Origin of the sequence: Ruania albidiflava DSM 18029 (assembly GCF_000421225.1) — a bacterium.
GTDB lineage: Bacteria > Actinomycetota > Actinomycetes > Actinomycetales > Beutenbergiaceae > Ruania > Ruania albidiflava.
Map to the genome: position 1 here is coordinate 18,636 of NZ_ATWL01000001.1, position 25,554 is coordinate 44,189.

General features: G+C 70.9%; 20 protein-coding genes. 14 read left to right on the top strand and 6 right to left on the bottom strand.

Annotated features, from left to right (window positions below; all coding sequences use genetic code 11):
* Positions 1-33: 33 nt before the first annotated feature.
* Positions 34-1,581, bottom strand: a complete 1,548-nt coding sequence (locus K338_RS19530) for a LysM peptidoglycan-binding domain-containing protein (protein WP_022916147.1) — start codon at positions 1,579-1,581, stop codon at positions 34-36.
* Positions 1,582-1,804: 223 nt separating this feature from the next.
* On the opposite strand from K338_RS19530, the gene K338_RS0100095 reads away from it, so the two are divergent.
* Complete coding sequence (locus K338_RS0100095) at positions 1,805-2,164, top strand: Rv2175c family DNA-binding protein (RefSeq protein WP_022916148.1); 360 nt, start codon at positions 1,805-1,807, stop codon at positions 2,162-2,164.
* Between the two features lie 29 nt (positions 2,165-2,193).
* Here the strand turns inward: K338_RS0100095 and K338_RS19535 are convergent, their stop codons facing one another.
* Positions 2,194-3,291 (bottom strand): polyprenyl synthetase family protein, encoded by a 1,098-nt coding sequence (locus K338_RS19535; RefSeq protein WP_169579497.1) that lies wholly within the window; start codon positions 3,289-3,291, stop codon positions 2,194-2,196.
* A 133-nt stretch (positions 3,292-3,424) separates the two neighbouring features.
* Between K338_RS19535 and K338_RS0100105 the strand changes: the two genes are divergently transcribed.
* The 6 genes from K338_RS0100105 (at position 3,425) to K338_RS0100130 (ending at position 11,353) form a co-directional block, all read left to right on the top strand.
* Positions 3,425-4,663 (top strand): DUF4192 domain-containing protein, encoded by a 1,239-nt coding sequence (locus K338_RS0100105; RefSeq protein WP_169579498.1) that lies wholly within the window; start codon positions 3,425-3,427, stop codon positions 4,661-4,663.
* A 96-nt stretch (positions 4,664-4,759) separates the two neighbouring features.
* Positions 4,760-5,146, top strand: a complete 387-nt coding sequence (locus K338_RS0100110; protein ID WP_022916151.1) for a universal stress protein — start codon at positions 4,760-4,762, stop codon at positions 5,144-5,146.
* Between the two features lie 54 nt (positions 5,147-5,200).
* Positions 5,201-6,289, top strand: coding sequence for a glycine cleavage system aminomethyltransferase GcvT (gene gcvT / locus K338_RS0100115; RefSeq protein ID WP_022916152.1), 1,089 nt, complete (start codon positions 5,201-5,203; stop codon positions 6,287-6,289).
* Positions 6,290-6,309: 20 nt separating this feature from the next.
* Positions 6,310-6,681, top strand: a complete 372-nt coding sequence (gcvH, locus tag K338_RS0100120; RefSeq protein ID WP_022916153.1) for a glycine cleavage system protein GcvH — start codon at positions 6,310-6,312, stop codon at positions 6,679-6,681.
* 11 nt (positions 6,682-6,692) lie between these two features.
* Positions 6,693-9,575, top strand: a complete 2,883-nt coding sequence (gene gcvP / locus K338_RS0100125; RefSeq protein WP_022916154.1) for an aminomethyl-transferring glycine dehydrogenase — start codon at positions 6,693-6,695, stop codon at positions 9,573-9,575.
* A gap of 203 nt (positions 9,576-9,778) precedes the next feature.
* Positions 9,779-11,353 carry an RNA polymerase sigma factor gene (locus tag K338_RS0100130; RefSeq protein ID WP_022916155.1) on the top strand — a complete coding sequence of 525 codons (1,575 nt, stop codon included), beginning with the start codon at positions 9,779-9,781 and terminating at the stop codon, positions 11,351-11,353.
* A gap of 217 nt (positions 11,354-11,570) precedes the next feature.
* Here the strand turns inward: K338_RS0100130 and K338_RS0100135 are convergent, their stop codons facing one another.
* Entirely contained in the window at positions 11,571-11,795 is a 225-nt protein-coding gene (locus tag K338_RS0100135) for a DUF7455 domain-containing protein (RefSeq protein WP_022916156.1), read from the bottom strand.
* A 153-nt stretch (positions 11,796-11,948) separates the two neighbouring features.
* Between K338_RS0100135 and K338_RS0100140 the strand changes: the two genes are divergently transcribed.
* The 3 genes from K338_RS0100140 (at position 11,949) to K338_RS19540 (ending at position 16,079) form a co-directional block, all read left to right on the top strand.
* Positions 11,949-14,072 carry a DNA gyrase/topoisomerase IV subunit B gene (locus K338_RS0100140; RefSeq protein ID WP_022916157.1) on the top strand — a complete coding sequence of 708 codons (2,124 nt, stop codon included), beginning with the start codon at positions 11,949-11,951 and terminating at the stop codon, positions 14,070-14,072.
* 339 nt (positions 14,073-14,411) lie between these two features.
* Positions 14,412-15,392, top strand: a complete 981-nt coding sequence (locus K338_RS0100150) for a GNAT family N-acetyltransferase (protein ID WP_022916159.1) — start codon at positions 14,412-14,414, stop codon at positions 15,390-15,392.
* Positions 15,393-15,395: 3 nt separating this feature from the next.
* Positions 15,396-16,079: a lysoplasmalogenase gene (locus tag K338_RS19540; RefSeq protein WP_022916160.1), complete on the top strand. Its 684-nt coding sequence runs from the start codon at positions 15,396-15,398 to the stop codon at positions 16,077-16,079.
* Positions 16,080-16,161: 82 nt separating this feature from the next.
* Here K338_RS19540 and K338_RS0100160 read toward each other — a convergent pair whose 3' ends face one another.
* The gene (locus K338_RS0100160) at positions 16,162-18,630 is read right to left on the bottom strand and encodes a DNA gyrase/topoisomerase IV subunit A (protein WP_022916161.1); all 2,469 of its coding nucleotides are present in this window, start codon (positions 18,628-18,630) and stop codon (positions 16,162-16,164) included.
* A gap of 160 nt (positions 18,631-18,790) precedes the next feature.
* On the opposite strand from K338_RS0100160, the gene K338_RS0100165 reads away from it, so the two are divergent.
* Genes K338_RS0100165 through K338_RS19545 form a run of 3 tightly spaced genes read left to right on the top strand, consistent with a single transcriptional unit; the run spans position 18,791 to position 23,219 of the window.
* Positions 18,791-21,436, top strand: coding sequence for a GNAT family N-acetyltransferase (locus tag K338_RS0100165; protein WP_022916162.1), 2,646 nt, complete (start codon positions 18,791-18,793; stop codon positions 21,434-21,436).
* Positions 21,437-21,480: 44 nt separating this feature from the next.
* The gene (locus tag K338_RS0100170; protein ID WP_022916163.1) at positions 21,481-22,077 is read left to right on the top strand and encodes a DUF5998 family protein; all 597 of its coding nucleotides are present in this window, start codon (positions 21,481-21,483) and stop codon (positions 22,075-22,077) included.
* On the top strand, positions 22,074-23,219 hold the full coding sequence (locus K338_RS19545) for an alkaline phosphatase family protein (RefSeq protein ID WP_022916164.1): 1,146 nt from the start codon (positions 22,074-22,076) through the stop codon (positions 23,217-23,219). Before K338_RS0100170 ends, K338_RS19545 begins: the two co-directional genes overlap by 4 nt.
* 77 nt (positions 23,220-23,296) lie before the next feature.
* Here the strand turns inward: K338_RS19545 and sepH are convergent, their stop codons facing one another.
* Complete coding sequence (gene sepH / locus K338_RS0100180; RefSeq protein ID WP_022916165.1) at positions 23,297-24,337, bottom strand: septation protein SepH; 1,041 nt, start codon at positions 24,335-24,337, stop codon at positions 23,297-23,299.
* Positions 24,338-24,639: 302 nt separating this feature from the next.
* Between sepH and K338_RS0100185 the strand changes: the two genes are divergently transcribed.
* The gene (locus tag K338_RS0100185) at positions 24,640-24,939 is read left to right on the top strand and encodes a DUF4193 domain-containing protein (protein ID WP_022916166.1); all 300 of its coding nucleotides are present in this window, start codon (positions 24,640-24,642) and stop codon (positions 24,937-24,939) included.
* Positions 24,940-25,051: 112 nt separating this feature from the next.
* Here K338_RS0100185 and K338_RS0100190 read toward each other — a convergent pair whose 3' ends face one another.
* Positions 25,052-25,504, bottom strand: coding sequence for a DUF3093 domain-containing protein (locus K338_RS0100190; protein ID WP_022916167.1), 453 nt, complete (start codon positions 25,502-25,504; stop codon positions 25,052-25,054).
* Between the last annotated feature and the right edge of the window lie 50 nt (positions 25,505-25,554).

Here is a 25,554-nt window from a genome sequence, read left to right on the forward strand (position 1 = left end):
GAGTTTATGCGCGGAACTCCGCGGATCGGTGGCTCAGCCGTAGCGTGTCATGAGGGTCTGCACGTTGGCCACGTACCGGCGGGTGTCGGAGTACAGACCGTTGTCCTGCACCGAGCCGAGGCCCTGGTAGTAGCCGCCGATCGCCTCGGACTGGTTGTCCGCCATCCGCTGCAGCTGGCGCAGGATCGCCACACCGGCGGTGACGTTGTCCTGCGGGTCGAGCAGGTTCAGCTCCTGGCCGACCAGCTGGGAGGCCCACTGCCCGGAGGACGGGATCACCTGCATCACCCCGACGGCGTTGGCAGGGGAGACGGCCGCGGCGTTGAAGCCGGACTCCTGGTGCGCGATCGCAAGCGCCAGAGCCGGGTCCACGCCCATCTGCTGGGCGGTCTGCCGGATCATCGAGCGCATCTGGTCGCGGCTGGGCAGGTTCGCGTTCAGCAGCTGGCGCTTGTTCGCGTTCGCCGCCGCGGTCACGTCCCCGGAGTAGGTGTAGTGCAGGAAGGTGTTCGAGACGACGCCGCCCGGGATGCGCAGCGTCTGCCCGACCCGGATCACCGCGTTCGAGCCGAGGTCGTTCGCGTCCACGATGGCGCCGGTGGTGGTCCCGTACTGCGCCGCGATCGAGGAGACCGTGTCGCCGGCCCGCACCTTGTGGTCCACCGAGCTGGACGAGCTGCTCGAGGAGCCGCCGCTGGTCGAGCTGCCCCCGGCGGACTGCGAGCCGCCGCCGGAGCTGGAGGAGGCGCCCGAGCCGGGGATGCGCAAGGTCTGACCGACCCGGATCATCGCGCGTGAGTTGAGGTCGTTGGCGTTGATGATCGCCCGCACCGTGGTGTCGTTGCGGGCGGCGATCGCCGAGACGGTGTCCCCGGAGCGGACCTTGTAGGTGCTCGCGCTGCTGCTGGCCGAGCTCCCACCCGCAACCTGTCCGCTACCGCTGGAGCTCGCAGAGCCGCCGGAGCTGGAAGACCCGCCCGAGCCGGGGATGCGCAGCGTCTGCCCGATGCGGATGAGGGCCTGGGAGTTGAGGTCGTTGGCGTTGATGATCGCCCGCACCGTGGTGTCGTTGCGGGCGGCGATCGCCGAGACGGTGTCCCCGGAGCGGACCGTGTAGCTGGAGGAGCCGGAGCGGCTCGAGGAGCTCGACGAGCTGGAGCTGCTCGAGCTGGCAGAGCCGTTTCCCGAGCCGTTGTCGGTCGGGATGCGCAGCGTCTGCCCGATGCGGATGAGGGCCTGGGAGCTGAGGTCGTTGGCGTTGATGATCGCCCGCACCGTGGTGCCGTAGCGGTGTGCGAGCGCCGAGACGGTGTCCCCGGACCGGACCGTGTAGACCACTGGGGACTGCTGCGGCGCCCGCTCCACGGCACCGATGTGCGGGGTGCGCTGCACCGCACCACCAGCCAGGGGTTGAGGTGTGGACAGCGGTGAGCGTGCCTGCGCCGAGTCCGCCGGCTGGGCCTCTGCTGGCACGGCCGAACCCAGACCGACAGCCGTGACGGCGCCGACCGCACCGAGGGTGCTCAGGGTGGCGTAACGACGGGCCTCCGCCCGCTTGGAACGGCGAACAGTTCGGGACATCTGCGCTTCCCCCCGGCAAGTGGTCTCGGACCTGCAGCACGACCTTCACCGGCGTGTCGCAGTGAATAACGAGGTTCGAGTGGTGTATGTGGAAAATGGGACAGGTGTGACAGTAGTGGTTATGCCGAATCGTGACAAGCCCGTGATTTCGCTGTGACCTTTGACGCCGGTGGGTGCGCCCACCTGGGCACCGGTGCGAGCACGGCCCAGTACGCTCGCTGCTGTGAGCGATGAGCAGAACTGGCTGAGCCTGCCTGAGGTGGCCGAGGCGACCGGGCTCGAGCAGCGCACCGTCCGCGGCTATCTGCGCGACCGGGTGCTGGTAGCGGCGCGCCGCGGCGAGAACAACGCGCTGCAGGTACCGGAGGACTTCCTCGTACCGGGCGAGGAACCAGGGAGCAGGACGGTGCTGCCGGCGCTGCGAGGAACGATCATCCTGCTGGGCGATGCAGGTTTCGACGACGAGGAGATCGTCGCGTGGCTGCTGCGGCACAGCGAGGAGCTCGGCAGCAGCCCGGTGGAGGCGTTGCGGGACGGACGCACGCACGCGGTGCGCCGGACCGCCCAGGCGCTGGCCTTCTGAGCAGCGCTGGTCCGCAGCGGCCGTAGAGATCAGGACGTGCGGGTCACCGCCGCCTGCACCAGGGAGCGCAGCACCGCTGCTGCACGGTCGCTGACCGCTGTGCCCTGCAGCACCCGAAGCCCTGCGGTGACCCGTTCCTCGATCAGCTGCTCCACCTCGCCGACGGCGCCGGTCACCGTGAGGATGTGCCGTACCCGGTCCACCTCGGTCTCCTGCAGCTCCGGGTTCCCCAGCGCCGCCCGCAGCACCGCACGCTGCTCCGCGGTGGCCCTGGTCATCGCCGAGGTGACCAGGACGGTGCGCTTGCCCTCACGCAGGTCGTCCCCGGCTGGCTTGCCGGTCAGGCTCGGGTCACCGAAGACACCGAGGACGTCGTCGCGCAGCTGGAAGGCTTCCCCGACCGGCAGACCGAATGCAGCGCACGCCGCCAGGCCGTCGTCGTCTGCACCGGCCATCGCAGCGCCCAGCCGCAGCGGCTGCTGCACGCTGTAGGAGGCAGACTTCGCGCGAATCACCCGGTGCGCCCGGTCCAGGTCCACGGCCGGGTCAGTGCTCCACGGCGCCGCCTGGGCATAGATGTCCAGGTACTGCCCGACGGTCACCTCAGCCATCATCGCCTGCATGATCGAACGTGCCCGCCCCCGCGCGGCAGCCGGGAGATCCGCCAGACCACGCTCCAGCTCCTGCTGGGAGGCAACCAGCAGCAGGTCGCCGAGCAGCACCGCGCCGCTCTGCCCGAACCGGTCACCATCGCCCTGCATGCCCAGGGTCTGGTGCCGAGCAGCGAGCTGACGGTGCGCGGCCGGCATCCCGCGCCGGGTCAGCGAGGCGTCGATCACGTCATCGTGGACCAGGGCCGCCATCTGGAACAGCTCAAGGCCAGCACCCGCCCGGACCACCGGGGTGCTCAGGTCCCGGCCACCGAACGCAGCCCAGCCCGCTGCGGCGAACGCCGCCCGGAGCCGTTTGCCGCCGGACAGGAGCCCGGTAGCGATCGTGAACAGGTCCGCCACCTCGGCGCCGACACCGGCGTGGGTCTCGGCCAGCTCGGCGATCCCTATCGACAGCCGCTCCGAGACCGCCCGCCGGAGCTGTGCCAACCAGTGCTGGGTGTCTACCGTCTCCACCACGCCAGCGTATCGGTGACGACGCGCGGCCCAGACCGTGCTAAGCCGCACCCGGTCGCCGGGATGCCACACCGTCCACAACCCCCTGCTAGCCCCCCCGGCCGCACGCTGCAGGATGCGGTCGGATCAGGTGATGGACGAGAACATCCCACCCCTGACCAGCAGAGCCGCCAGCGTCCCGGGCGCCGGGCCCCCGGTGCCCGGTTCCGGTCCAGAACCACCTGGACGGGCAGTGCCCAGTCGGCCCCGACTCTTCCTCGATCGCCCGCGGGAGGTGCTGGCCTGGTTGCCGTACCAGCTGCACTTCTGGCCGCACGAGTCCGTGGTGCTCGCCTCGGTCCGCGAGCCCGAGACCGAGGCACCCGCAGAGAGCAGTGGACTGGGCCTGGTCGCCCGCACCGACCTGAGCATCATCGGCAACTCCGTCGGCGGACGCCAGGCGCAGGTGGAGATGAGCCGCCACCTGCAGCGCGACGGTGCCGCCCAGGTGCTCTGCGCGATCTACACCGAGCAGGCGTTCGCCACTGTGCTGCGCGGCGAGGGCCCGGCCGGGCGCACCCTCACCTGGTGGCGCAGCACGCCTTGGGCGGACCTGGGCCGCAGCTACCTCGTCGGCCCGGAACGGTTCCGCTGTGTGGAGTGTGCCGCCGAACCGTGCTGCCCGCACACCGGGCAGCCGCTGGAGGTGCTGCGGAACACGCAGGTCGCCGCCTGGCACGTGTACCACGGCCACCGGTACGCCGAGCGCCGCGACGCCCTCGTCCCGGACCACCAGGCCGCCGCCAGCACCCGAGAGGCCGCCGCAGCGGCAGCACGCCACCACCTGGACCGCCGACCCACCCGCGCCGGCACGCAGCTGGTCGCCTGGCAACAGGAGATGGCCGGCAGATGGGCCACCCTGGTGCAGACCTGCGACCCGGCCACAGCGGACCACCTGTGCCTGCCGGGAGAGAACGACCGAGAACCCTCCCCAGCGGAGACCGGTGCCGTGCTGGCTGGTATGTCCGACACCTGGGTGCGGGATGCGGTGCTGCTGTGGAGCGGCACCGGGCAGCTGCTCGGTGAGCGGGTGCGCGCGGACGTCACCGAGGCGGTCTTCTCCGGGAGGCTGCGGCCTCAGGCCGCCCGGGTGCGTGCCGCGGAACGTGCCTTGGCAGTGCTCAGTGCCCATGCCAGCGACCGGTGGCGGCCGCCCGTGCTGACCTGTCAGTCCTGGCTGGCCTGGTGGACCGGTGACGGTGCACGCGCGAACATCCTGCTGCACCGTGCACTGCAGACGGACCCGGACTATGCCCTGGCCCGACTGCTGGGCACAGCACTGGCGCACGGTATCCCGCCGGGCTGGGTGCGACCCGCGCCCCGTGCGTCCTGAGCACAGCAGCCTCCCGCAACCGTCCCCGCCGTCGATGGCATGCCCTGCACCGAAGGACGCGCTAGGGTCAGCCGTAGCCGATGGGAGGAGCACCAGGTGATCGTGGTCGGGTTCATCGCCACCGCAGAAGGCCGAGCGGCCCTCGAAGCTGCCGTCGAGGAAGCGCGCCGTCGCGAGGAGCGACTGCAGGTGATGGTGCATGCACCACGGGGATCTGACCAGTCGGACATCGACGACTCGGTCACGGAGGCGCAGCAGCTGCTGCAGCGTACCGACGTGGACTTCGAGGTACAGCCGGTACCGCGCGGGGACGACGTGGCCGAGGCACTGATGAGCGCTGCGGAGACCGGAGCAGCGTCGCTGATCGTGATCGGCCTGCGCCGCCGGTCACCGCTGGGCAAGCTCATCCTCGGCTCGAACGCCCAACGTATCCTGCTTGATGCACCCTGCCACGTGCTGGCGGTGAAACCGGACACTGCCTGAAACCCCTGGCACCAGGCCAGCAACTGATGCGCCAGGCCCGAGGATGAAGAGGTCATGACAGAGCTGAGCACGCCCCTGCACGCCGAGCACCTGGCCGCTGGAGCGGCGATGACCGACTTCGCCGGCTGGCAGATGCCGCTGCGGTACACCAGCGACCGCGCCGAGCACCAGGCGGTACGAGGCCGCGCCGGGCTCTTCGACCTGTCCCACATGGCCCAGATCGAGGTGCACGGCCCGCAGGCCGACCTTGCCCTCGACGCCGCCCTGGTCAGCGCGGTCTCCCGGCTGCGCACCGGTCGTGCGCGCTACACCATGCTGGTCACCAGCGAGGGCGGCATCCTGGACGACCTGATCGTCTACCGCCTCGCTGACGACGAGTTCCTGGTCATCGCGAACGCCGCCAACCGAGCCACTGTGGTCGACCAGCTGACCGTGCGCAGCGCCTCGTTCCAGGTCGGCATCGTCGACCGGACCACCAGTCGCGCACTGATCGCCCTGCAAGGACCGCGCGCAGCCGAGGTGCTCGCCACGCAGACCGCTGCCGACCTGGACGCCCTGCGCTACTACTCCGCCACGCCCACCGAGGTCGCCGGCGTCCCGGTGCTGCTGGCTCGCACCGGATACACCGGCGAGGACGGCTTCGAGCTGTCCAGCGCCGCAGTGTCCGCCACCGAGCTGTGGCAGGCGCTCCTCGAGGCCGGGGAGGACGCCGAGGTGGTCCGCTGTGGCCTCGCCAGCCGGGACTCCCTCCGTCTGGAGGCCGGGATGCCGCTCTACGGGCAGGAGCTCACCGACCAGCTGAGCCCCTACGACGTGGGCATGGGACGCCTGGTGCACCTGGACCACGAGTTCGTCGGACACGAAGCCCTCGCCGCGCGCGCCGAGCAGCCACCCCGCCACCACCTCGTCGGCCTGCAGGGTGAGGGACGACGAGCAGCCCGCGCCGGGTACGCCGTCTTCCTCGCCGGCGAGCAGGTCGGCGAGATCACCTCCGGCATCCTCTCGCCCACACTGGGCCACCCGATCGCCCTGGCACGGGTGGACCGGGAGCTGTCCGCAGACACCGATGTGACCGTCGACGTGCGTGGCACCCCGACCCCGATGACCGTCACCAAGCCCCCGTTCTACCGCCGTCAGAACTAGTCCAGAGAAGGAGCGCGGCCATGAGCCTGCCCACCGACCGTCAGTACACCGCCGAGCACGAATGGGTGCAGCTCTCGGGCGATGTCGCCCGCGTCGGAGTGACCGAGTACGCCGCCACGTCCTTGGGCGACGTGGTCTACCTCGACCTGCCGGACGTCGGCACGCAGATCACCGCCGGCCAGACCTGCGGGGAGATCGAGTCCACCAAGTCGGTCAGCGACCTGTACGCACCGGTCACCGGCGAGGTCGCCGAGGTCAACACCGAAGCAGTGGACAACCCCGAGCTGGTGAACACCGACCCGTTCGGCACCTGGCTGTTCACCGTGCGCACCACCGGCCAGACCGCCGAGCTGCTCGAGGCCGACGCCTACACCGCCCTCACCCAAGGCTGAGCCGACCACCGATGACCCACCCCGCACCGCGCACCGAACCCGCAGCCCCCTTCACCGCCCGCCACATCGGCACCAGCAGCGCCGAGCAGCAGCAGATGCTCGAGCTGCTCGGGTACCCCGACCTGGACGCACTGATGGCCGATGCGATGCCCGGCGCCATCCTGCACGAGACGGCACCGGACCTTCCTGAGGCCGTGGGAGAAGCGCAGGTGCTCGCCGAGCTGCGTGCCATGGCCGCGAAGAACACCGTCCGCACCGCGATGATCGGCCAGGGCTACTACGGTGTGCACACCCCGGCGGTGATCGCGCGCAACGTGCTGGAGAACCCCTCCTGGTACACGGCCTACACCCCCTACCAGCCGGAGATCTCCCAAGGCCGCCTGGAGGCGCTGCTGAACTTCCAGACGATGGTCTGCGACCTCACCGGTCTGGACATCGCAGGCGCGTCCATGCTGGACGAGGCCACCGCTGTCGCCGAGGCCATGCTGCTCGCCCGCCGCGCGGTCAAGGGGCAGGCCGACGTGTTCTACGTGGACGCCGACACCTTCACCCAGACGAAGGCCGTGCTCGCCACCCGGGCCGCAGCTGTGGGCATCGAGCTGCGCGAGGTCGACCCGGCCGCACCACCAGAGACCCTCGCGGACGCCTTCGGGGTGCTGCTGTCCTACCCGGGTGCCAGCGGGCGGGTGCTGGACCGCGCCACCGTCGCCCACTGGGAACGGATCACCTCCGAGCGTGGCGCCCAGCTGGTCGTCGCCGCGGACCTGCTCGCCCTCACGCTGCTCGAGGCACCCGGCTCCTGGGGCGCGGACATCGTGGCCGGCACCACCCAGCGTTTCGGCGTACCAATGGGCTTCGGCGGCCCGCACGCCGGTTACCTGTCGGTCCGCACCGGTCTGCAACGTCAGCTGCCCGGTCGGCTGGTCGGCGTGTCCAAGGACGCCGACGGACAGGTGGCCTACCGGCTGGCGCTGCAGACCCGCGAGCAGCACATCCGGCGGCAGAAGGCCACCAGCAACATCTGCACCGCCCAGGTGCTGCTGGCTGTGATGGCCTCGATGTATGCCGTGTACCACGGCCCTGACGGGCTGGCCCAGATCGCCCGGCACGCGCACACCCAGGCCCGCACCCTGGCGACCCGGCTACGGCAGGCGGGCGCCGCCGTCGTGCACGAGCAGTTCTTCGACACGGTCTGTCTGCACCTGCCCGGCCAGGCCGGCGCCCTGCACGAGGCCGCTCTCGCCGAGAACGTGGCCGTGCACGTGGCCGACGAGAACTACGTGACCCTGTCCTGCGACGAGACCACCACCGATGAGCACCTGGACCGGGTGCTGGCCGCCTACACCCGGTTGACCGGGGGAGCCGGCGGTGCAGATCCGGCCGAGCAGCGACGCTGGGGCCTGCCCGAAGACCAGCTGCGCACCACCGACTACCTCACCCACCCGGTGTTCCACCGCCACCGCTCGGAGACGGCGATGATGCGCTACCTGCGCCACCTCGCCGGCAAGGACTATGCCCTGGACCGCGGGATGATCCCGCTCGGGTCGTGCACGATGAAGCTGAACGCCGCCACCGAGATGGCCGCCATCACCTGGCCGGAGCTGGCGAACATCCACCCCTACGCTCCCGCCGGAGACGTCACCGGCTACCTGGAGCTGGTCGACTCCCTGCAGACCTGGCTGGCCCGGCTGACCGGCTATGCAGCAGTCAGCGTGCAGCCGAACGCAGGATCGCAGGGGGAGCTCGCCGGGCTGCTCGCGATCCGGCGGTACCACGAGGCGCGTGGTGAGCAGGACCGCACTGTGTGCGTGGTGCCCGCCAGCGCGCACGGCACGAACGCCGCCTCCGCCGTGCTGGCCGGTCTGGACGTGGCGATCGTGGCCACCGCCGAGAACGGCGACGTGGACCTGGCAGACCTGCGACGCGTGCTGGCCGAGCACGAGGGCCGCATCGCTGCGATCATGGTCACCTACCCCTCCACCCACGGGGTGTACGAGACCGGTATCACCGAGCTGTGCGAGCTGGTGCACGCTGCCGGTGGCCAGGTCTACATCGACGGCGCCAACCTGAACGCACTGGTCGGGTGGAGCGGACCGGGCGACTTCGGCGGCGACGTCTCCCACCTGAACCTGCACAAGACGTTCTGCATCCCGCACGGTGGAGGCGGTCCCGGTGTCGGCCCCGTGGCGGTCGCCGAGCACCTGGTGCCCTACCTGCCCGGGCACCCGCTGGACCCGGCCCGCGGCCCGGCCGAGGGTGCCGTCAGCGCCGCCCCGTACGGGTCGCCGTCCATCCTGCCGATCAGCTGGGCCTACCTACGGCTGATGGGCACCGCCGGACTACGGGCGGCCACCGCCGCCGCTGTGCTCAGCGCCAACTACCTGGCCCGCCGCCTCGGGGACGCCTACCCGGTGCTCTACCGCGGCAGGAACGGGCTGGTAGCCCACGAGTGCATCCTGGACGTGCGTGAGCTCACCGCCCGCACCGGGATCACTGTGGACGACGTCGCCAAACGGCTCATCGACTACGGCTTCCACGCCCCCACGATGAGCTTCCCGGTCGCCGGCACGCTCATGGTCGAACCCACCGAGTCCGAGGACCTGGCCGAGCTGGACCGGTTCGTCGAAGCGATGCTCGCCATCCACGCCGAGGCACAGCAGGTCGCCGACGGCACCTGGCCGGCCGACGACAACCCGCTGGTGAACGCCCCGCACACCGCTGCGCACGCGATCGGCCAGTGGTCCCACCCCTACAGCCGGGAGGTCGCCGTGCACCCGGTCCCGGCGGTGGTCGCGGACAAGTACTGGCCACCGGTGCGGCGGGTGGACGGCGCCTACGGGGACCGGAACCTGATGTGCTCCTGCCCGCCGGTGAGCGCCTTCGCCGCAGAGTGACCGACCGCGCCTCGGGAACAACGTGCGGCTACGGGACGTTGACCCAGGTGTCCACACTGTCCGCGCGCGCCCGAAGAGCGCGCATCCACGGTGAACCCGCTGCGGTCGCGTTATAATTGTAGGGCGCCGCGACATCCAGTTCGCCGTTCGCCCCACGTATCCACGCCGAAAGGTTCTCTGTGACGTCGCTTCGTCCTGCCGCCATGCTGCCGCGCGAGTTCGAGCACTCCGCTCTGAAGGAGGCCTACGAGCGAGGGGTGGAACGCGGGTCGTTGACTGCAGCAGAGGTTCGCACCGCATGCGAGCAGGCGGATGTCAAGCCCCACCGGCTCAAGGAGGTCCTCGGCGCCATGCAGGCTGCGAACATCACCGTGACCGAGGTCGCCACCCGAGCGGTGGCCAACGCTGCACCTCGTCGCGGGACCACGATGACGATCGAGAAGGGGGAAGAGACCACGTCCGCCACGAAGACCAAGCCGGCCACGAAGAAGCCCACCAAGTCCACGCCCAAGAAGTCCACCTCGGCCAAGACCGCCACGAAGGGCACCACGGCTGAGGACACTGCTCAGGAGACCGACGTCACCACCACGGCTGCGAAGAAGACCAAGACCGCCACGAAGAAGACCGCGACAAAGAAGAAGAGCACCAAGGCGCCCGCGAAGAAGACCACGCGGAAGGCTGCCGCCACGGCCATCGAGGTCGCCGAGACCCCGGAAGAGGCGGTGGACGACGCCGTCGAGGAGGCGCACGCTTCGAAGGTGAAGGCGAAGGAGGAGCAGAAGGCTGAGGCCGAGGAGGCCGGCGGCTTCGTGTTCTCCGACTCTGACGACGACGACGCCCCTGCCCAGCAGGTGGTCACCGCCGGGGCCACCGCCGACCCGGTGAAGGACTACCTGAAGCAGATCGGCAAGGTCGCGCTGCTGAACGCTGAGCAGGAGGTGGAGCTGGCCAAGCGGATCGAGGCAGGCCTGTTCGCCGAGGAGAAGCTGGCCGCCGAGGCCGAGAAGATCCAGGGCAAGCTCAAGCGGGAGCTGAGCTGGATCGCCCAGGACGGGCGCCGGGCGAAGAACCACCTGCTGGAGGCCAACCTGCGCCTGGTGGTCTCCCTGGCCAAGCGGTACACCGGCCGCGGCATGCTGTTCCTGGACCTGATCCAGGAGGGCAACCTCGGTCTGATCCGCGCAGTGGAGAAGTTCGACTACACCAAGGGCTACAAGTTCTCCACCTACGCCACCTGGTGGATCCGCCAGGCGATCACCCGCGCCATGGCCGACCAGGCCCGCACCATCCGCATCCCGGTGCACATGGTCGAGGTGATCAACAAGCTCGCCCGCGTCCAGCGGCAGATGCTGCAGGACCTGGGCCGCGAGCCTGCACCAGAAGAGCTCGCGAAGGAGCTCGACATGACCCCGGAGAAGGTTGTCGAGGTGCAGAAGTACGGGCGCGAGCCCATCTCGCTGCACACTCCGCTGGGCGAGGACGGCGACTCGGAGTTCGGTGACCTGATCGAGGACTCCGAGGCGATCGTGCCCGCCGACGCCGTGAGCTTCACGCTGCTGCAGGAACAGCTGCACGCTGTGCTGGACACTCTCTCGGAACGGGAGGCCGGAGTGGTCTCGATGCGCTTCGGGCTCACCGACGGGCAGCCGAAGACTCTGGACGAGATCGGCAAGGTCTACGGCGTCACCCGTGAGCGGATCCGGCAGATCGAGTCCAAGACGATGTCCAAGCTCCGCCACCCGAGCCGGTCCCAGGTGCTGCGCGACTACCTGGACTGAGCCGACCCGGCGACCGGCGGATGGCCGCCGGTCGCCAGCGGACCGTGGCCGGTGCGCCGAGCACGAGCAGAGGCCCTGCACCCCTCGAATGGGGTGCAGGGCCTCTGCTCGTTCCGATGCGGCTCCACCTGGCCGGGCACACGTCCTGCGGTGAGGACGGCCCGGTCCGGGTTCCGGCCCGCGCTGGGTCAGCGCGGGGCCGCCTCGTGCTGCCGGCTCAGCGCTCGTTCTCGTTCTTGGCGTGCAGCCGGTCGGTCTCGTCGTGGATGTGGGTGGCTACCGAGGAGAGAGCCTCGGAGTGCTTGCGCGCGTGGTGGGCGCAGAAGAGCAGCTCGCCACCTCCGGCCATGAGGACCCGCACGTACGCCTGTGCGCCACAGGCGTCGCACCGGTCGGCCGCTGTCAGTTCGGGTGCCGCGTTCTCGGCAGTCAAGGTACTCACATCGCCATATAACCACCGCACCCCCCGATCTCGTCCACCCAGACCGGCGAGTTCGCTCACTGCAGAAACCACCGCCCGCCTCCAGCGGGGTCAAACCCGGCACAAGGTATGGCGTTCCGCAGTTGTCGGCCGGCACGCGCCTAGAGTGGTGGCGTGTCGAAGACCACCACCGAAACCAGCTACACCGCCCGGCACCTGTCCGTGCTCGAGGGCTTGGAAGCCGTACGCAAACGGCCCGGGATGTACATCGGGTCCACGGACTCCCGGGGCCTGATGCACTGCTTGTGGGAGATCATCGACAACTCCGTGGACGAGGCCCTGGAGGGCCACGGGGACGCGATCGAGATCGTGCTGCACCCGGACGAGTCGGTCGAGGTGCGCGACAACGGACGCGGCATCCCGGTGGACACCGTCAGCAACGTGGGCCTGAGCGGGGTGGAGGTGGTGTTCACCAAGCTGCACGCCGGCGGCAAGTTCGGCGGCGGCTCCTACGCCGCCTCCGGCGGGCTGCACGGCGTCGGCGCCTCGGTGGTCAACGCGCTGTCCGCCCGGTTGGACGTGCAGGTGGACCGGGCCGGCAAGACCTACGCGATGAGCTTCCACCGGGGTGAGCCCGGAGAGTTCGAGGACACCGGTGACCCATCCCCGGAGGCGCCGTTCACCCCGTTCACCAAGCGGTCCCAGCTGGCGGTGGTCGGCAAGGCCAAGCGGGGTGTGACCGGCACCCGGGTGCGGTACTGGGCGGACCGGCAGATCTTCCCGAAGACGGCGGCGTTCTCCTACGACGAGCTGATCACCCGCGCTCGGCAGACCTCGTTCCTGGTGCCCGGGCTGCAGCTGTCCGTGCGCGACGAACGGCGGCTACCCGGCACCCCTGGGGAGGACGGCCCGGTCGAGGAGGTGTTCCGGCACGACGGCGGGGTGGTGGACTTCGCCGACTTCCTCGCCTCGGACGCCTCGGTCACCGACACCTGGCGGCTGCAGGGCTCGGGCACGTTCACCGAGACCGTGCAGCAGCTGGACAGCAAGGGACACCTGCAGCCGATCGAGGTGGAGCGCACCTGTGAGGTGGAGGTGGCGCTGCGTTGGGGCATCGGCTACGACACCGAGGTCCGCAGCTTCGTGAACATCATCGCCACCCCGAAAGGCGGCACCCACCTCTCCGGTTTCGAGCAGGGTGTGGTGAAGAGCGTACGCCGGCAGGTCGACGCCAACGCCCGCCGGCTGAAGATCGCCAAGAACGGCAAGGAGAAGATCGAGAAGGACGACGTGCTGGCCGGCCTGACCGCCGTCGTCACCGTGCGCCTGCCCGAACCCCAGTTCGAGGGGCAGACCAAGGAGGTGCTCGGCACCGCACCGGTGCGGTCGATCGTGAACAAGGTGGTGGACACCGAGCTCACTGCGCTGCTCACCTCCAGCAAGCGCCAGGAGAAGACCCAGGCTGCTGCCGTGCTGGACAAGGTCGTGGGGGAGATGCGCGCCCGGATCGCCGCCCGCACCCACAAGGAGATCTCCCGCCGGAAGAATGCGCTGGAGACCTCCACGCTGCCCGCCAAGCTCGCCGACTGCCGCACCGACGACGTGGAACGCTCCGAGCTGTTCATCGTGGAGGGGGACAGCGCCCTGGGTACCGCGCGGCTGGCCCGCAGCTCGGAGTTCCAGGCGTTGCTGCCGATCCGCGGGAAGATCCTGAACGTGCAGAAGGCCTCGCTGGCGGACATGTTGAAGAACGCCGAGTGCGCCTCGATCATCCAGGTGATCGGCGCCGGCTCCGGGCGCACCTTCGACCTGTCCGACGTGCGCTACGGCAAGGTCATCCTGATGACCGACGCCGATGTCGACGGTGCACACATCCGCACGCTGCTGCTCACCCTGTTCTTCCGGTACATGCGCCCGCTGGTGGAGGACGGTCGGGTGTTCGCCGCCGTGCCACCCTTGCACCGGGTGGAGACGATGGCCCACGGCAAACGTGGCCGGCAGGTCACCTACACCTACTCCGAGGCTGAGCTGCACCGTCACCTGGCCAAGCTGGACAAGGCGGGTCGCCGGTACAAGGAACCGATCCAGCGGTACAAGGGCCTCGGCGAGATGGATGCCGACCAGCTGGCAGAGACGACGATGGACCCGGCACACCGGACGCTGCGGAAGATCACCATGGCGGACATGGAGGCGGCCGAGGCGGTGTTCGAGCTGCTGATGGGCAACGACGTCTCCCCGCGCAAGGACTTCCTCATCGCCGGAGCCCGCGACCTGGACCGGGAACGGATCGACGCGTGAGCCAGCCGGGGTCGCCCGGCGCACCTCTGCACCGCAGCGGACCCGCCAGCACCGGTTCCCGCTGCGCCGCCGCAGGACGGGCGCCGGTCCACCAGGTGTGGCTGCCCAGCCACCGGGCGGCTTTGCCCGCGGGTACCCTGGCCGCATACGCTGCCGGGGACATGGACAGAGCACGCCTGGACACCAGTGCCCCGGACGCAGGCCCGATCGAGACCTGCGCCGCGCTCAGCGCGCCCGGGCACGGCATGTGCGGGCTGCAGAACACCGAGAGCTGAGAGACACCCGCATGCACCCAGCCCCTCGCGCTGCCCAGCACGTCCCCGGCCCTTGGGAGGCGGAGTGAGCCCAGCCCTGCCCAGTCCCGACCTGCAGCTCAGCTGGCGGCCCCTGACCGTCGCGGACACCGGCGACCTGTACGCGCTGCTGCGCCGGATCGAGGAGCACGACGACCCGCCCTACCGCAGCACCCGCGAAGAGGTGGACGACACGGCGCTGAGCCAGTGGACCGACCTGGCCGGCAACTCTCTGGCCGGCTTCGACACTGCCGGTGTGCTGCGAGCCTATGGCGTGCTCATCGAGGGGGAGGCCCGGCGGTCTGCGCCTCGCACGTTGCTCGAGGGCGGCGTGGACCCGGAGGTACGGCACCGTGGCGTGGGCAGCGCCCTGCTCACCTGGCAGCTGCAACGGGCGAAGGAGCTGCTGGCTGGGGCAGAGGAGCCGGGCCGGGTGATCGTGCACGTCGAGGACGGGATGAACGCCAGCGCGGACCTGGTGCAGCGGCACGGCTTCGTCCCGGGCGGGTTCCACACCGAGATGCGCCGCAACCTGGCGACGCTCGAGCTGCCCGAGGTGCACCTGGCGCACCCGCTGGAGCTGGTCGGCTGGAGCCCCGAGCTCGACGATGCGGTGCGGATCGCCCACGGCGAGGCCTTCGGCAACGGGACGAGCCCACCGACCCCGCAGCGGTGGCAGGAGGGCCGCACCTACTTCGTGCCCGAGTGGAGCTTCCTGGTGCTGGACCGCACGTCGGACCGGGCGCAGGTGGCCGGCTACCTGCTGTCCAGCAAGTACGAGCAGGACTGGCCCACGCTCGGGTGGAGCGAAGGCTACGTGGACATCCTCGGCGTCCGTGCTCCCTGGCGGGGCCAGCGGATCGCCACCGCGTTGCTGGTGCGTGCGATGCGCGCCTACAAGGAGTCCGGGATGGAGTACGCAGCGCTCGGGCTGGACCATACCGACAAGGAGGAGCGGTTCGGGCTGTTCGACCGGTTGGCGTTCACCCCGACCCGGGGCTCCACCACGTACGTGCTGCAGGTGTGAGGTATGGGGGCGCGGTCGTGGCGGGTGGCCCTCGGGCTGGTCGCGGCCGCGCACCTGCTGGCCCAGCTGTTCGGTGCGCACACGCTCGCAGCCGGCACCCAGGTGCTGCTCGTGCCCACGCTGGCCGGCTGGGTGTGGTCGGCGAGCCTGCTGCCGGCACGGTCCGGGAGCACCCGGGCGTACGCCGCGGCGTTGCTGCTGTCCTGGTTGGGGGACGCGATACCGCGTCTGGTCGACGGCGAAGCCTCCTTCGTGGCGATGGTCACCTTCTTCCTGCTCGCCCAGGTGTGCTTCATCGGCGCCTACCTGTTGCTGGTCCGGCAGTGGCCGTCGCTGCCGGTGATGGCCGCCTACGTGGTGGTCTTCGGCGCGCTGTACGTGCTCTGTGCCCCCGGTGCCGGTGATCTGCTGGTGCTGGTCGCCGTCTACGGGCTGCTGCTGGTCACCGCCGGTGCGCTGAGCAGCACGGTCTCGCTGGTCACCGCGATCGGTGGGGCGCTGTTCGTGCTCTCGGACGCGCTGATCGCGCTGCACAGGTTCTGGTACTCCTACCAGCTGCCGCAGCACGACTTCCTGGTGATGGTCACCTACATCGCCGCACAGGTGCTGATCGCCTACGGGTTCCTCCGCCACCACCGTGCGCGCCCGGCGGGCACGCCGCGGAGGCAGGTTCGCGGCACCGACTGAGGTTCGCCGCTGGCAGGATCCTGCCTCCCGCGACCGAGGTGCCTGCGAGCTGGGAGACGGTGCCGGCGGGTACGCGGCCGGCTCAGCCCAGCCCGGTCACCGGGGCGCTGAGCGGACGCCCGGAACCGTCCCGGCGCTCATCCATCTCCGGCAGCTCCACCGCCTGGCCGGCGGACCCGACCGCGCGCACCGGGTCTGGTGCCACCGCCGCCAGGTACAGGCTGTCCTCACCGCGCAGGAACCGGTGTGCCCGCACCCCACCGGTGGCCCGACCCTTGCTCGGGAACAGGCCGAACGGGGTGACCTTTGCCGAACCGCCGACCGTACCGGGCAGGGCGCCGGCGGATCCGGCCAGGGTCACCACCACTGCATCCTCGGCGCGGGCGGGGGACAGCACCGCGAAGCAGACCACGTAGGCGCCGGGCGCCAGCTTGATCCCGGCCATGCCGCCGGCGGTGCGGCCCTGCGCACGAACCACAGAGGCGGCAAAGTGCAGCAGCTGGGCGTCGGAGGAGACGAACACCAGCTCGTCCTCGTCCCGCGCCGGGGCCGCGGCGACCACCTCGTCCCCGTCCTTGAGGCTGATCACCTCCCAGGAGTCCTTGTTCCGCGGATGGTCTGGGGCGACCCGTTTCACCTGACCGTTCCGGGTGCCCAGGCCCAGCGGCGGGGCATCGGCACCGATCGGCACCAGGCCGACCACCTGTTCGTCCGGCTCCAGCAGCAGCACCTCGGAGACGCCCACCCCGCCGGACAGGCTCGGGGGTGCATCCGTGGGCGGTAGGGCCGGCACGTCGATCACCGACAGCCGCAGCACCCGGCCGCGACTGGTGACCGCCCCGACGTGCCCGCGCGCCGTGGCCCGTACCGTGGCGCGCAGCGCATCGTGGGCGCTTCGCCGACCGTTGCGCACCGGTTCGGTGTCATCGGCAGTGCGTGCCAGCAGCCCGCTGGCCGACAGCAGCACCCGGCACGGCGCGTCCTCCACCTCCAGCGGCAGGGCGGCAGCCTTCCGCCCGGTGGGGCTCTTCGCCGCAGGTGCCGTCGCCCCGGAGGACTCCAGCAGCACCGTGCGCCGCGGGGTGCCGTGCTCGGCGGCGACCTGCGCCAGCTCGTCGGAGACCACCTGGCGCAGCAGCGTGTCGTCGGCAAGGATCGCCCGCAGCTCCTCGATCTGCCGGGCCAGCTCGTCCCGCTCCGCCTCCAGGTCGATCCGGGAGAACTTCGTCAGGCGGCGCAGCCGCAGCTCCAGGATGTACTCCGCCTGGGCGTCGGACAGGTCGAAGACCACCTTCAGCCGCTCCCGGGCCGTCTCCGCATCGTCGCTGGAGCGGATCACCTGGATCACCTCGTCGATGTCCAGGATGGCGATCAGCAGACCCTCCACGAGGTGCGCCCGCTCGGACTTCTTCGCCAGCCGATGCTCGCTGCGCCGCCGGACCACGTCGAGCCGGTGGTCCACGTACACCTCGAGCAGCTCCCGCAGCCCCAGCGTGCGTGGCTGACCGTCGACCAGCGCGACGTTGTTGATGCCGAAGGACTCTTCCATCGGGGTGTGCTTGTACAGCTGCTCGAGCACCGCGTCCGGGTGGAACGCGTTCTTCACCTCGATCACCAGCCGCAACCCGTTCTTGCGGTCGGTGAGGTCGTTCACCGCAGAGATGCCCTGCAGCTTCTTCGACTGCACCGCGTCCTTGATCTTCTCGATCACCCGCTCCGGGCCCACCTGGTAGGGCAGCTCGGTGACCACGATGCCCTGCTTGCGGGCGGTGATCCGCTCGATCCTGGCGGTCGCGCGGGTGCGGAACGAACCCCGGCCACCGGCGTAGGCCTCCCGGATGCCGTCCAGACCGACGATCTTGCCGCCGCTGGGCAGGTCCGGCCCCGGCACGAACCGCATCAGCTCCTCCAGCGTGGCCTGCGGGTGGTCGATCAGGTGCCGCGCAGCGGAGATCACCTCCACCAGGTTGTGCGGGGCCATGTTCGTGGCCATCCCCACGGCGATCCCGCTGGCGCCGTTGACCAGCAGGTTCGGCAGCGCGGAGGGGAGCACCACCGGTTGGGTGAACTGGTTGTCGTAGTTCGGGACGAAGTCGACGACGTCCTCGTCCAGGTCGGCGGTCATCACCATCGCTGCCGGCGCCAGCCGCGCCTCGGTGTACCGGGGAGCGGCCGGGCCGTCGTCCAGGGAACCGAAGTTGCCGTGCCCGTCCACCAGCGGCAGCCGCAGGGAGAACGGCTGAGCCATGCGCACCAGGGCGTCGTAGATGGCGGCGTCCCCGTGCGGGTGCAGCTTCCCCATCACCTCGCCGACCACCCGGGCAGACTTCACGTGCCCACGGTCCGGGCGTAGGCCCATCTGCGCCATCTGGAACAGGATCCGGCGCTGCACCGGCTTCAACCCGTCCCGGGCGTCCGGGATGGCCCGGGAGTAGATCACCGAGTAGGCGTACTCCAGGTAGGAGGCACGCATCTCCGCCGAGACGTCGGTGTCGACGATGATCGAGTCATCGGTCGGTTCTGCAGGTCCGGTAGAGCGACGGCGTGCCATACCTGCCATTGTCCCGGATCGGCGCCGCACCGGTCGCCAGCACACACCGACCACCACAGAAATCCCTCGCCCCACCTCGGGTCGTGGTGCCAGGAGTGCGCCAGAGCGCACGCTGGACATGACGACCCGGTGGGGAGGGGGTGGGCGGTAGGGTCGAGGCATGCCTGACGGTGCCCCACCCACCCCGCCGAGCTATCCGGAGCACTGGGAAGCCGACGTGGTGCTGCGGGACGGGTCCACGATGCGCATCCGCCCCATCCATCCCGAGGATGCCGAGGCGCTGCAGCGATTCCACGGTCGGCAGTCGCCGGAGTCGGTGTACCTGCGGTTCTTCGCCCCGCTGGCCCGACTGCCCGAACGGGACCTGTACCACTTCACCCATGTGGACCACCACCAGCGGGTGGCCCTGGTGGTGCTCTGGCAGGAGGAGATCGTCGCCGTCGGCCGGTTCGACCAGATCGGCGGCGGGGACGCCGAGGTCGCCTTCAACGTCTCCGACCACGTGCAGGGCAAAGGGCTGGGCTCCGTGCTGCTGGAGCACCTCGCCGCCGCCGGCCGGGAGCTCGGGGTGCGCCGGTTCGTGGCGGACGTGCTGCCGCAGAACGCGCGCATGCTGCGGGTGTTCACCGACGCCGGCTACGACGTGCAGCAGGTCTACGACGACGGCATCGTGGCCGTCTCCTTCACCATCCGGCCCACGGACCGTTCCATGGCGGTGCTCGCCGAGCGGGAACGGCGCGCCGAGGCGCTGAGCATGTCCGCCATCCTCTCCCCGCGCCGGGTGCTGCTGGTCTGTGCGGGACAGGAGGGGCGATCCTTCGGGGCCCGGCTGGTCGAGCACCTCGAACCCACCGGACGGCTGCGGGTGGTGGGGCTCCCGGGCCATCCCGGCTCGCTGACCGAGCTGGACCCCCTCCCAGACGAAGACCTGGCGCTGGTGGCCGCAGACGCAGCCACCGTGCTCGAGCTCGCCCCCGGTCTGGCCGACCACGGCATCAAGGCGGTGGTGCTGTACACCGGAGGCTTCGCCGTCGACCCGCGGACCGGGAAGGTGCCGCAACGCACCCTGGTGACCACGCTGCGCCGGCACGGCCTGCGCCTGGTGGGACCACGCTCGTTCGGCATCCGCAGCACTGGTCCCGACCCGCTGGATGCGACGCTGTGGCCCGGGCCCCTGCGGCAGGGCAACGTCGGCATCTTCTGCCAGTCCGCGGCCGCCGGGCTCGCGCTGCTGTCCGGGGCTGCCGAACGGGATCTGGGCATCTCCTCGTTCCTGTCCGCCGGCCACCGGGTGGACGTCTCCGGCAACGACACGATGCAGCTGTGGACCACCGACGAGGGCACCGAGGTGGCCTGCCTGCGGCTGGAGTCGATCGGCAACCCGCGCAAGTTCTCCCGGGTGGCGCGGCGGCTGTCCGAGAAGGGACCGGTGGTCGCGATGATCGCCGGCTCCACCGGACAGCTCAACCCACCGGGGCACGCTGTGCGCACCACCTCTGAGCCGCGGCGGGCGCTGGATGAGCTGATGCGGCAGGCCGGTGTGCTGGTGGCCGAGACCGAACCCGCGTTGCTGGACCTGGCGGCGCTGCTGTCCGAGCAGCCGCTGCCGACCGGCGACCGGGTGCAGGTGCTCACCAACTCCGGTACGCAAGCAGCGATCCTCGCCGAGCTGATCGCCCACCACGAGCTGCAGGCAGCAGCCGAACCGATCGCACTGCCCGCAGGCGCTGACGGCACCGCCTACGCTGAGCAGGTGGCCGACCTGGCCGACCGGGACGACTGGGACGTGGTGCTGGTCGGGTACGTGCCGTTGCTCACCGATGACGGCGCAGCCGTGGCCGAGCAGGTCGCTCACCTGGCCGCCACGTCCGGGCGCACCACGCTCGCCTGCCTGTTCGGCGTCACCGGGCTGTTGCCGTCGGCCCGGCCCGAGGGTGAACCCGGTCCGCGCGTACCGACGTTCCCCAGTGCCGAGGACGCGGTTGCCGCCATCGCCGCGGCGCGGGCCTACCACCGGTGGCGGCACACCGACCGCGGGCCTCGGGTGGACCCGCCCGGGATGGACCGGCGGGAGGCGAAGTCGTTGGTGCAGTCGGCCCTTGCCGACCTGCCGCGGGGCAGCACGAAGCGGCTCGGGGCAGCAGAGGCCGCCCGGCTGCTCGGCTGCTACGGCATCTCCGTCTGGCCGGAGCGCCGCGTCAGCGACCAGGACGAGGCGCTGGCCGCGGCGAACGAGCTCGGCTGGCCGGTCGCGCTCAAACCCGCTGACGAGGTGCTGCGGCACCGCACCGACCTGGGCGGGGTGCGCCTGGACCTGTCCACCCCCGCCGAGCTCACCGAGGCGTACACCTCAGCAGCCGCCCGGGTGGCTGGGATCATCGGGCACGGCTGTGCCTTCGACGTGCAGCCGATGGCCCCACCCGGAGCGGGTTGCGTGGTGCGCGCCGTGGAGGACGAGCTGTACGGTCCGATCGTGTCCGTGGGCCTGGCGGGGGACGCCGTCGAGCTGCTCGGTGATGCCTCCTACCGGGTGCCGCCGCTGACCGAGACGGACGTGGCGGAGATGGTCCGCTCGCTGCGCGCCGCCCCGCGGCTGTTCGGGCACCGGGGGATGCCGCCGCTGGACGTGGCCGCACTGGAGGACGTGCTCGCTCGGGTGTCGGTGCTCAAGGAGGAGCTGGCGGAGATCGCCGGGATCGTGCTGCACCCGGTGCTGGTCGGGGAGCAAGGTACCGCGGTGCTCGGGGTTCGGGTGGACGTGGCCCACCCCAGCCGGGGCGACGTGGCGCGCCGGGTGCTGCCCTGAGGCGTCCGGCGCCGGAACTGCGCCGCAGGTGCGAGACTGGGCCCGTGACCTCACGTACCGAACACCTGCAGGACCTGCGTCAGGACATCCAGCGTGCCGGCTACTACCCGGCGCTGGTGACCGACGTGCTGGAGATCGCCCTGGCCGGCGAAGACGTGCGCGCCCATCTGGTGCACCAGGAGACCATGTTCGAGCGCACCGAGGTGCGCCGGCACATCACCACACTGGTGCTCACCCCGACCCGGCTGGTGCTCGCGCACGTGGACGACATCCCCGCCGAGGACCCTGGCGGTGCGCCGACGGCCGCTGCCACCACCGAGGCGGTGCCGCTGCACCAGGTGCGGTCGGTCGGCCTCACGCACGGGGTCGCCGACCCGGCTGCCTACCCGGACGGTGGTGGCAGCACCGAGCTGACCATCGCCTTGAGCTGGGGGGCGGTGCGTCGGATCGACCTGGAGCCGGCCACCTGCACCGACCCGACCTGCGAGGCGGACCACGGGTTGACCGGCACCTCGATGAGCGACGACCTGGTGGTGCGGATCAGCGCTCAGGCCGAAGGCCCGTCGGCGATGCAGAACGCCCTGCACTTCGCCACGGAGCTCTCGCTGGCCACAGTCGGGACCGGGCAGCCTGCGAAGTGACCGACCCGACCACGGACGCCGACCGGGAGGACCCGTCCCCCCGGCTCGGTGACGTGCTCCTCGGCGCCGCCGGAGCCTGTGGTGTCGACCTGCCCGGCCAGGACACCACCGGCACTGCACACCGCCTGGGGCTGCCCGCCTCCACCAAGGTGTGCGTGGTCCTCGTGGACGGTCTCGGCTGGTACAACCTCACCGCCCGGGCCGAGCTCGCCCCGTTCCTTGCCGGGAGCGCCCCGCAGCAGGCCCGGTGCACGTTCCCCTCCACCACCGCCACGAACCTGGCCTACCTGGGCACCGGACGAGAGGGCGGCCAGACCGGGATGCTCGGGTACACGGTCCGCGACCATGACGGACGGGTGCTGAACCTGGTCTCCTGGAACCGGGACGTGGACCCGCTGCGCTGGCAACCGGTGCCGACCGTGTTCGAGCAGCTGGCCGACGCCGGCCGGCTGGCGGTGAGCGTGGGCCCGTGGAAGTTCGCCGAGTCGGGGCTCACCCGGGCTGCGTTGCGCGGCAGCGAGTACAGCCCGGCACAGTCGCTGGCCGACCGGGTGGACGGTGCGCTGAGCCACCTGCGCGACCCGGAGGTGGACCTGGTCTACCTGTACTGGGGCGAGGTCGACTCCGCCGGGCACCAGCACGGGTGGCGCTCCCAGCGATGGGCCGAGGAGCTGCGCGCCGCGGACGGGGAGCTGCAGCGGCTGGCCCGCCGGGTGCCGCCGGGGACGCTGCTGATCATCACCGCCGACCACGGGATGGTGGACGTGCCGGTCGCCGACCGCACCGACGTGGCCGACCAGGACGCGCTCGCCCAGGACGTCGACCTGCTCGCAGGGGAGCCGCGGGCGGTGCACCTGTACACCCGTCCCGCGCAGGCTGCCGCAGTGGCCCGCCGCTGGGCCGAGGTGCTCGGCGAGCGGGCGCAGGTGCTGGAACGTGACGAGGTGATCGCTGCCGGGCTGGTCGGCCCGGTGGCGCCGGCGATGCGCCGGGTGCTGGGCGATGTGCTGGTGGTCGCCCGGGGCACGCATGCGGTGCAGGACACCCGCAGAGGTCCGCGCGAGGGCAGCCCGATGGTCGGGATGCACGGAGCGCTCACCGCCGAGGAGATGACCGTGCCGCTGATCGTGCTCCCCGGCTGACCCTCCTTCGCGAACGCTCGTGCTAGCGGCGCTAACCCGCTGCGGAGCCGCAAACCGGAGCGTTCGCGACAGTGGGATCAGTCGTTCTTGGCGCCGAAGACGATCTCGTCCCAGGACGGTACGCTGGTGCGCCGGTTCCGGCGGGACCGACGCCGTGGGGCCGGCTTGGGCTTGTGCTGGGCGTCCTCCTCGATCGCCGGTTCCTCCCCGGGCGGGGTGAGCACCTGCGGGTCCGGCGGTGTTTCCTCCGGGTGGGATGCGGACGGGTGCGCCGCAGGCGGGTCCTCCCAGAGCATCGGCTCGTGCACCCCGTCGCCGGCGTCTTCCTCCGCGCTGCCGGGGCGGACCCCACGGTTGGCGCTGAGCTCCTCCAGCAGCGCCGCGGTGCTCTCGTCCTCCTCCGCCCGGTCGGCCTTCTCGGCGTCCCGAGCCAGACCGGCGTCCACGGCCTGCAGCGACTCCGCCAGGGCGTCGACCCCGTGGGCCTCCTCGTCCGCCTCCACGTCGTAGACCCGGCTGCTGCGCACCGCCTGCAGGTGCCCGCGGGCAGGTGCGGACTCCAGGTCGGTCTCGGACAGCCACCGGGCCTCGTCGTCGATCGCCCGCGTCATCCGCGCGGTCAGGTCGACCTCCCAGGTGGCCTCCCGCATCTTGTCCCCGGAGGAGAACCGCACCAGCACCTGCCAGGGCTCGTGCCCGTTGCGGCGGGCGTCCCAGCTGATCTCCTCGGTGTCCACCCCGCGGGTGGCCAACCGGTCCAGCACCACGTCCCCGAGCACCGGCGCATCCGGGTCCCGACCGATCGGCAGCGCCTGGGCACGCTCGCTGACGTGCTCGCGCTCGGCGAGCACCGGCCCCTCGTACCGGCGCACCGTTTCGATCGGCAGACCGCCGGCCTCGGCCACCTCCTCTGCGCTGGCGCCGGCCCGGATCTGTACCTGGATGTCCTTGGGGCGCAACGCCCCGGACGAGCGCACCTTCTCCAGGTGCGGGCGGTCCCTGCGCACCGCTGCGCGCAGTGCCTCGTCGATGACCAGGCGGTAGCGCTCACCGTCGGGAGCCATGACGATGAGGTGCTCCCCGTCGCTGTGGATCCCTACCAGTTCCAACTCAACCATGACGCCTCCGTGCCCTGTGCCTGATGAGCCGCCCCCGGGAGCGGCCCGGACCGGCGTGGCTTGCCAGCCATGGTGCGGCACACGCAACGAGCGTGCCAGGTGGTGCCACCGCCAGCCGTCATTGTCGTCGGTGTGGCGGGGAATCGGTAGTCTCCTGCCGGCCGAAACCCGGGCCTGGGCCAAGAAAGGTGCATTCCGGTGCGTGATGGTGCACAATGCCCTCGCCACGGGAACAAATCGGCGCGCCGAACGTTGTACGTGCGAATGTCCAATCCGACCAGAGACCGGAGCGCTTGCCCATCATGGCGACCGACTACGACGCCCCCCGCAAGACGGAAGAAGACCTCTCCGAGGACTCCCTCGAGGAGCTGAAGGCCCGTCGCGCGGACAAGAATTCCAGTGTGGTCGACGAGGACGAGGCCGAGGCCGCGGAGGGATTCGAGCTCCCTGGAGCCGATCTCAGCGGCGAAGAGCTGTCTGTCCGCGTCGTCCCTCGACAGGCTGACGAGTTCACCTGTTCACAGTGCTTCCTGGTGCACCACCGCAGCCAGCTGGCCTACGAGAAGAACGGCCTGCCGGTGTGCTCGGAGTGCGCCGCCTGACCATCGCGCCAGGACGGAAGCAGGCAGTCACCGCACCTTGGGCGGTGGCTGCCTTCTGCTGTGCGCGAACACGCCGCCGGGGTGCGGCGCCGCGAGTCCGCGTCGCATGGTCTCAGCTGGTGCGGGACCGCTGGTGGCCGAGCGCGGCTGCCAGCTCGACCGGACGGCGGGTGGACAGCAACCAGTACGGCGTCGGATCCTCCGGGTCCGCCAGCACGACGCGCACCGAGTGCTCCGCCCAGGCACGGTGGCGCAGGTAGGCCCGGGCGTCCAGGTCCGGGCCCATGGCCTGTTCTGTACCAGGCCGGTCCAGCACGTCGACGGCGGAGATCACCTGGATCGGCAACCTCGCCCGATCCACGGTCAGCACGCCGTCCTGCACGGTGATCTTCGGTGAGGCGCGCCAGAGCAGCACAGCCACCACCAGGGCCGCTACGCAGGTGCCGAGCACGCCTACCCAGACGCCGATCGGCAGCAGCATGATGCCCACCAGCGCCCCACCAGCGGGTACGAGCAACCAGGCCGCCACCGAGGGCAGCACACGTTCACGGAAGACCTCGGCCATAGGTCAAGACTGCCACGCCCTGGCACCGGCAGGAGAACTGCCGGCGCAGA

What these genes read in the sequence shown, in the direction of transcription:
- K338_RS19530 (WP_022916147.1), bottom strand. Translation starts at nt 1,581, where the DNA reads ATGTCCCGAACTGTTCGCCGTTCCAAGCGGGCGGAGGCCCGTCGTTAC.
- K338_RS0100105 (WP_169579498.1), top strand. Translation starts at nt 3,425, where the DNA reads ATGGACGAGAACATCCCACCCCTGACCAGCAGAGCCGCCAGCGTCCCG.
- gcvT (WP_022916152.1), top strand. Translation starts at nt 5,201, where the DNA reads ATGACAGAGCTGAGCACGCCCCTGCACGCCGAGCACCTGGCCGCTGGA.
- gcvH (WP_022916153.1), top strand. Translation starts at nt 6,310, where the DNA reads ATGAGCCTGCCCACCGACCGTCAGTACACCGCCGAGCACGAATGGGTG.
- gcvP (WP_022916154.1), top strand. Translation starts at nt 6,693, where the DNA reads ATGACCCACCCCGCACCGCGCACCGAACCCGCAGCCCCCTTCACCGCC.
- K338_RS0100130 (WP_022916155.1), top strand. Translation starts at nt 9,779, where the DNA reads ATGCTGCCGCGCGAGTTCGAGCACTCCGCTCTGAAGGAGGCCTACGAG.
- K338_RS19540 (WP_022916160.1), top strand. Translation starts at nt 15,396, where the DNA reads ATGGGGGCGCGGTCGTGGCGGGTGGCCCTCGGGCTGGTCGCGGCCGCG.
- K338_RS0100160 (WP_022916161.1), bottom strand. Translation starts at nt 18,630, where the DNA reads ATGGCACGCCGTCGCTCTACCGGACCTGCAGAACCGACCGATGACTCG.
- K338_RS0100165 (WP_022916162.1), top strand. Translation starts at nt 18,791, where the DNA reads ATGCCTGACGGTGCCCCACCCACCCCGCCGAGCTATCCGGAGCACTGG.
- sepH (WP_022916165.1), bottom strand. Translation starts at nt 24,337, where the DNA reads ATGGTTGAGTTGGAACTGGTAGGGATCCACAGCGACGGGGAGCACCTC.
- K338_RS0100185 (WP_022916166.1), top strand. Translation starts at nt 24,640, where the DNA reads ATGGCGACCGACTACGACGCCCCCCGCAAGACGGAAGAAGACCTCTCC.
- K338_RS0100190 (WP_022916167.1), bottom strand. Translation starts at nt 25,504, where the DNA reads ATGGCCGAGGTCTTCCGTGAACGTGTGCTGCCCTCGGTGGCGGCCTGG.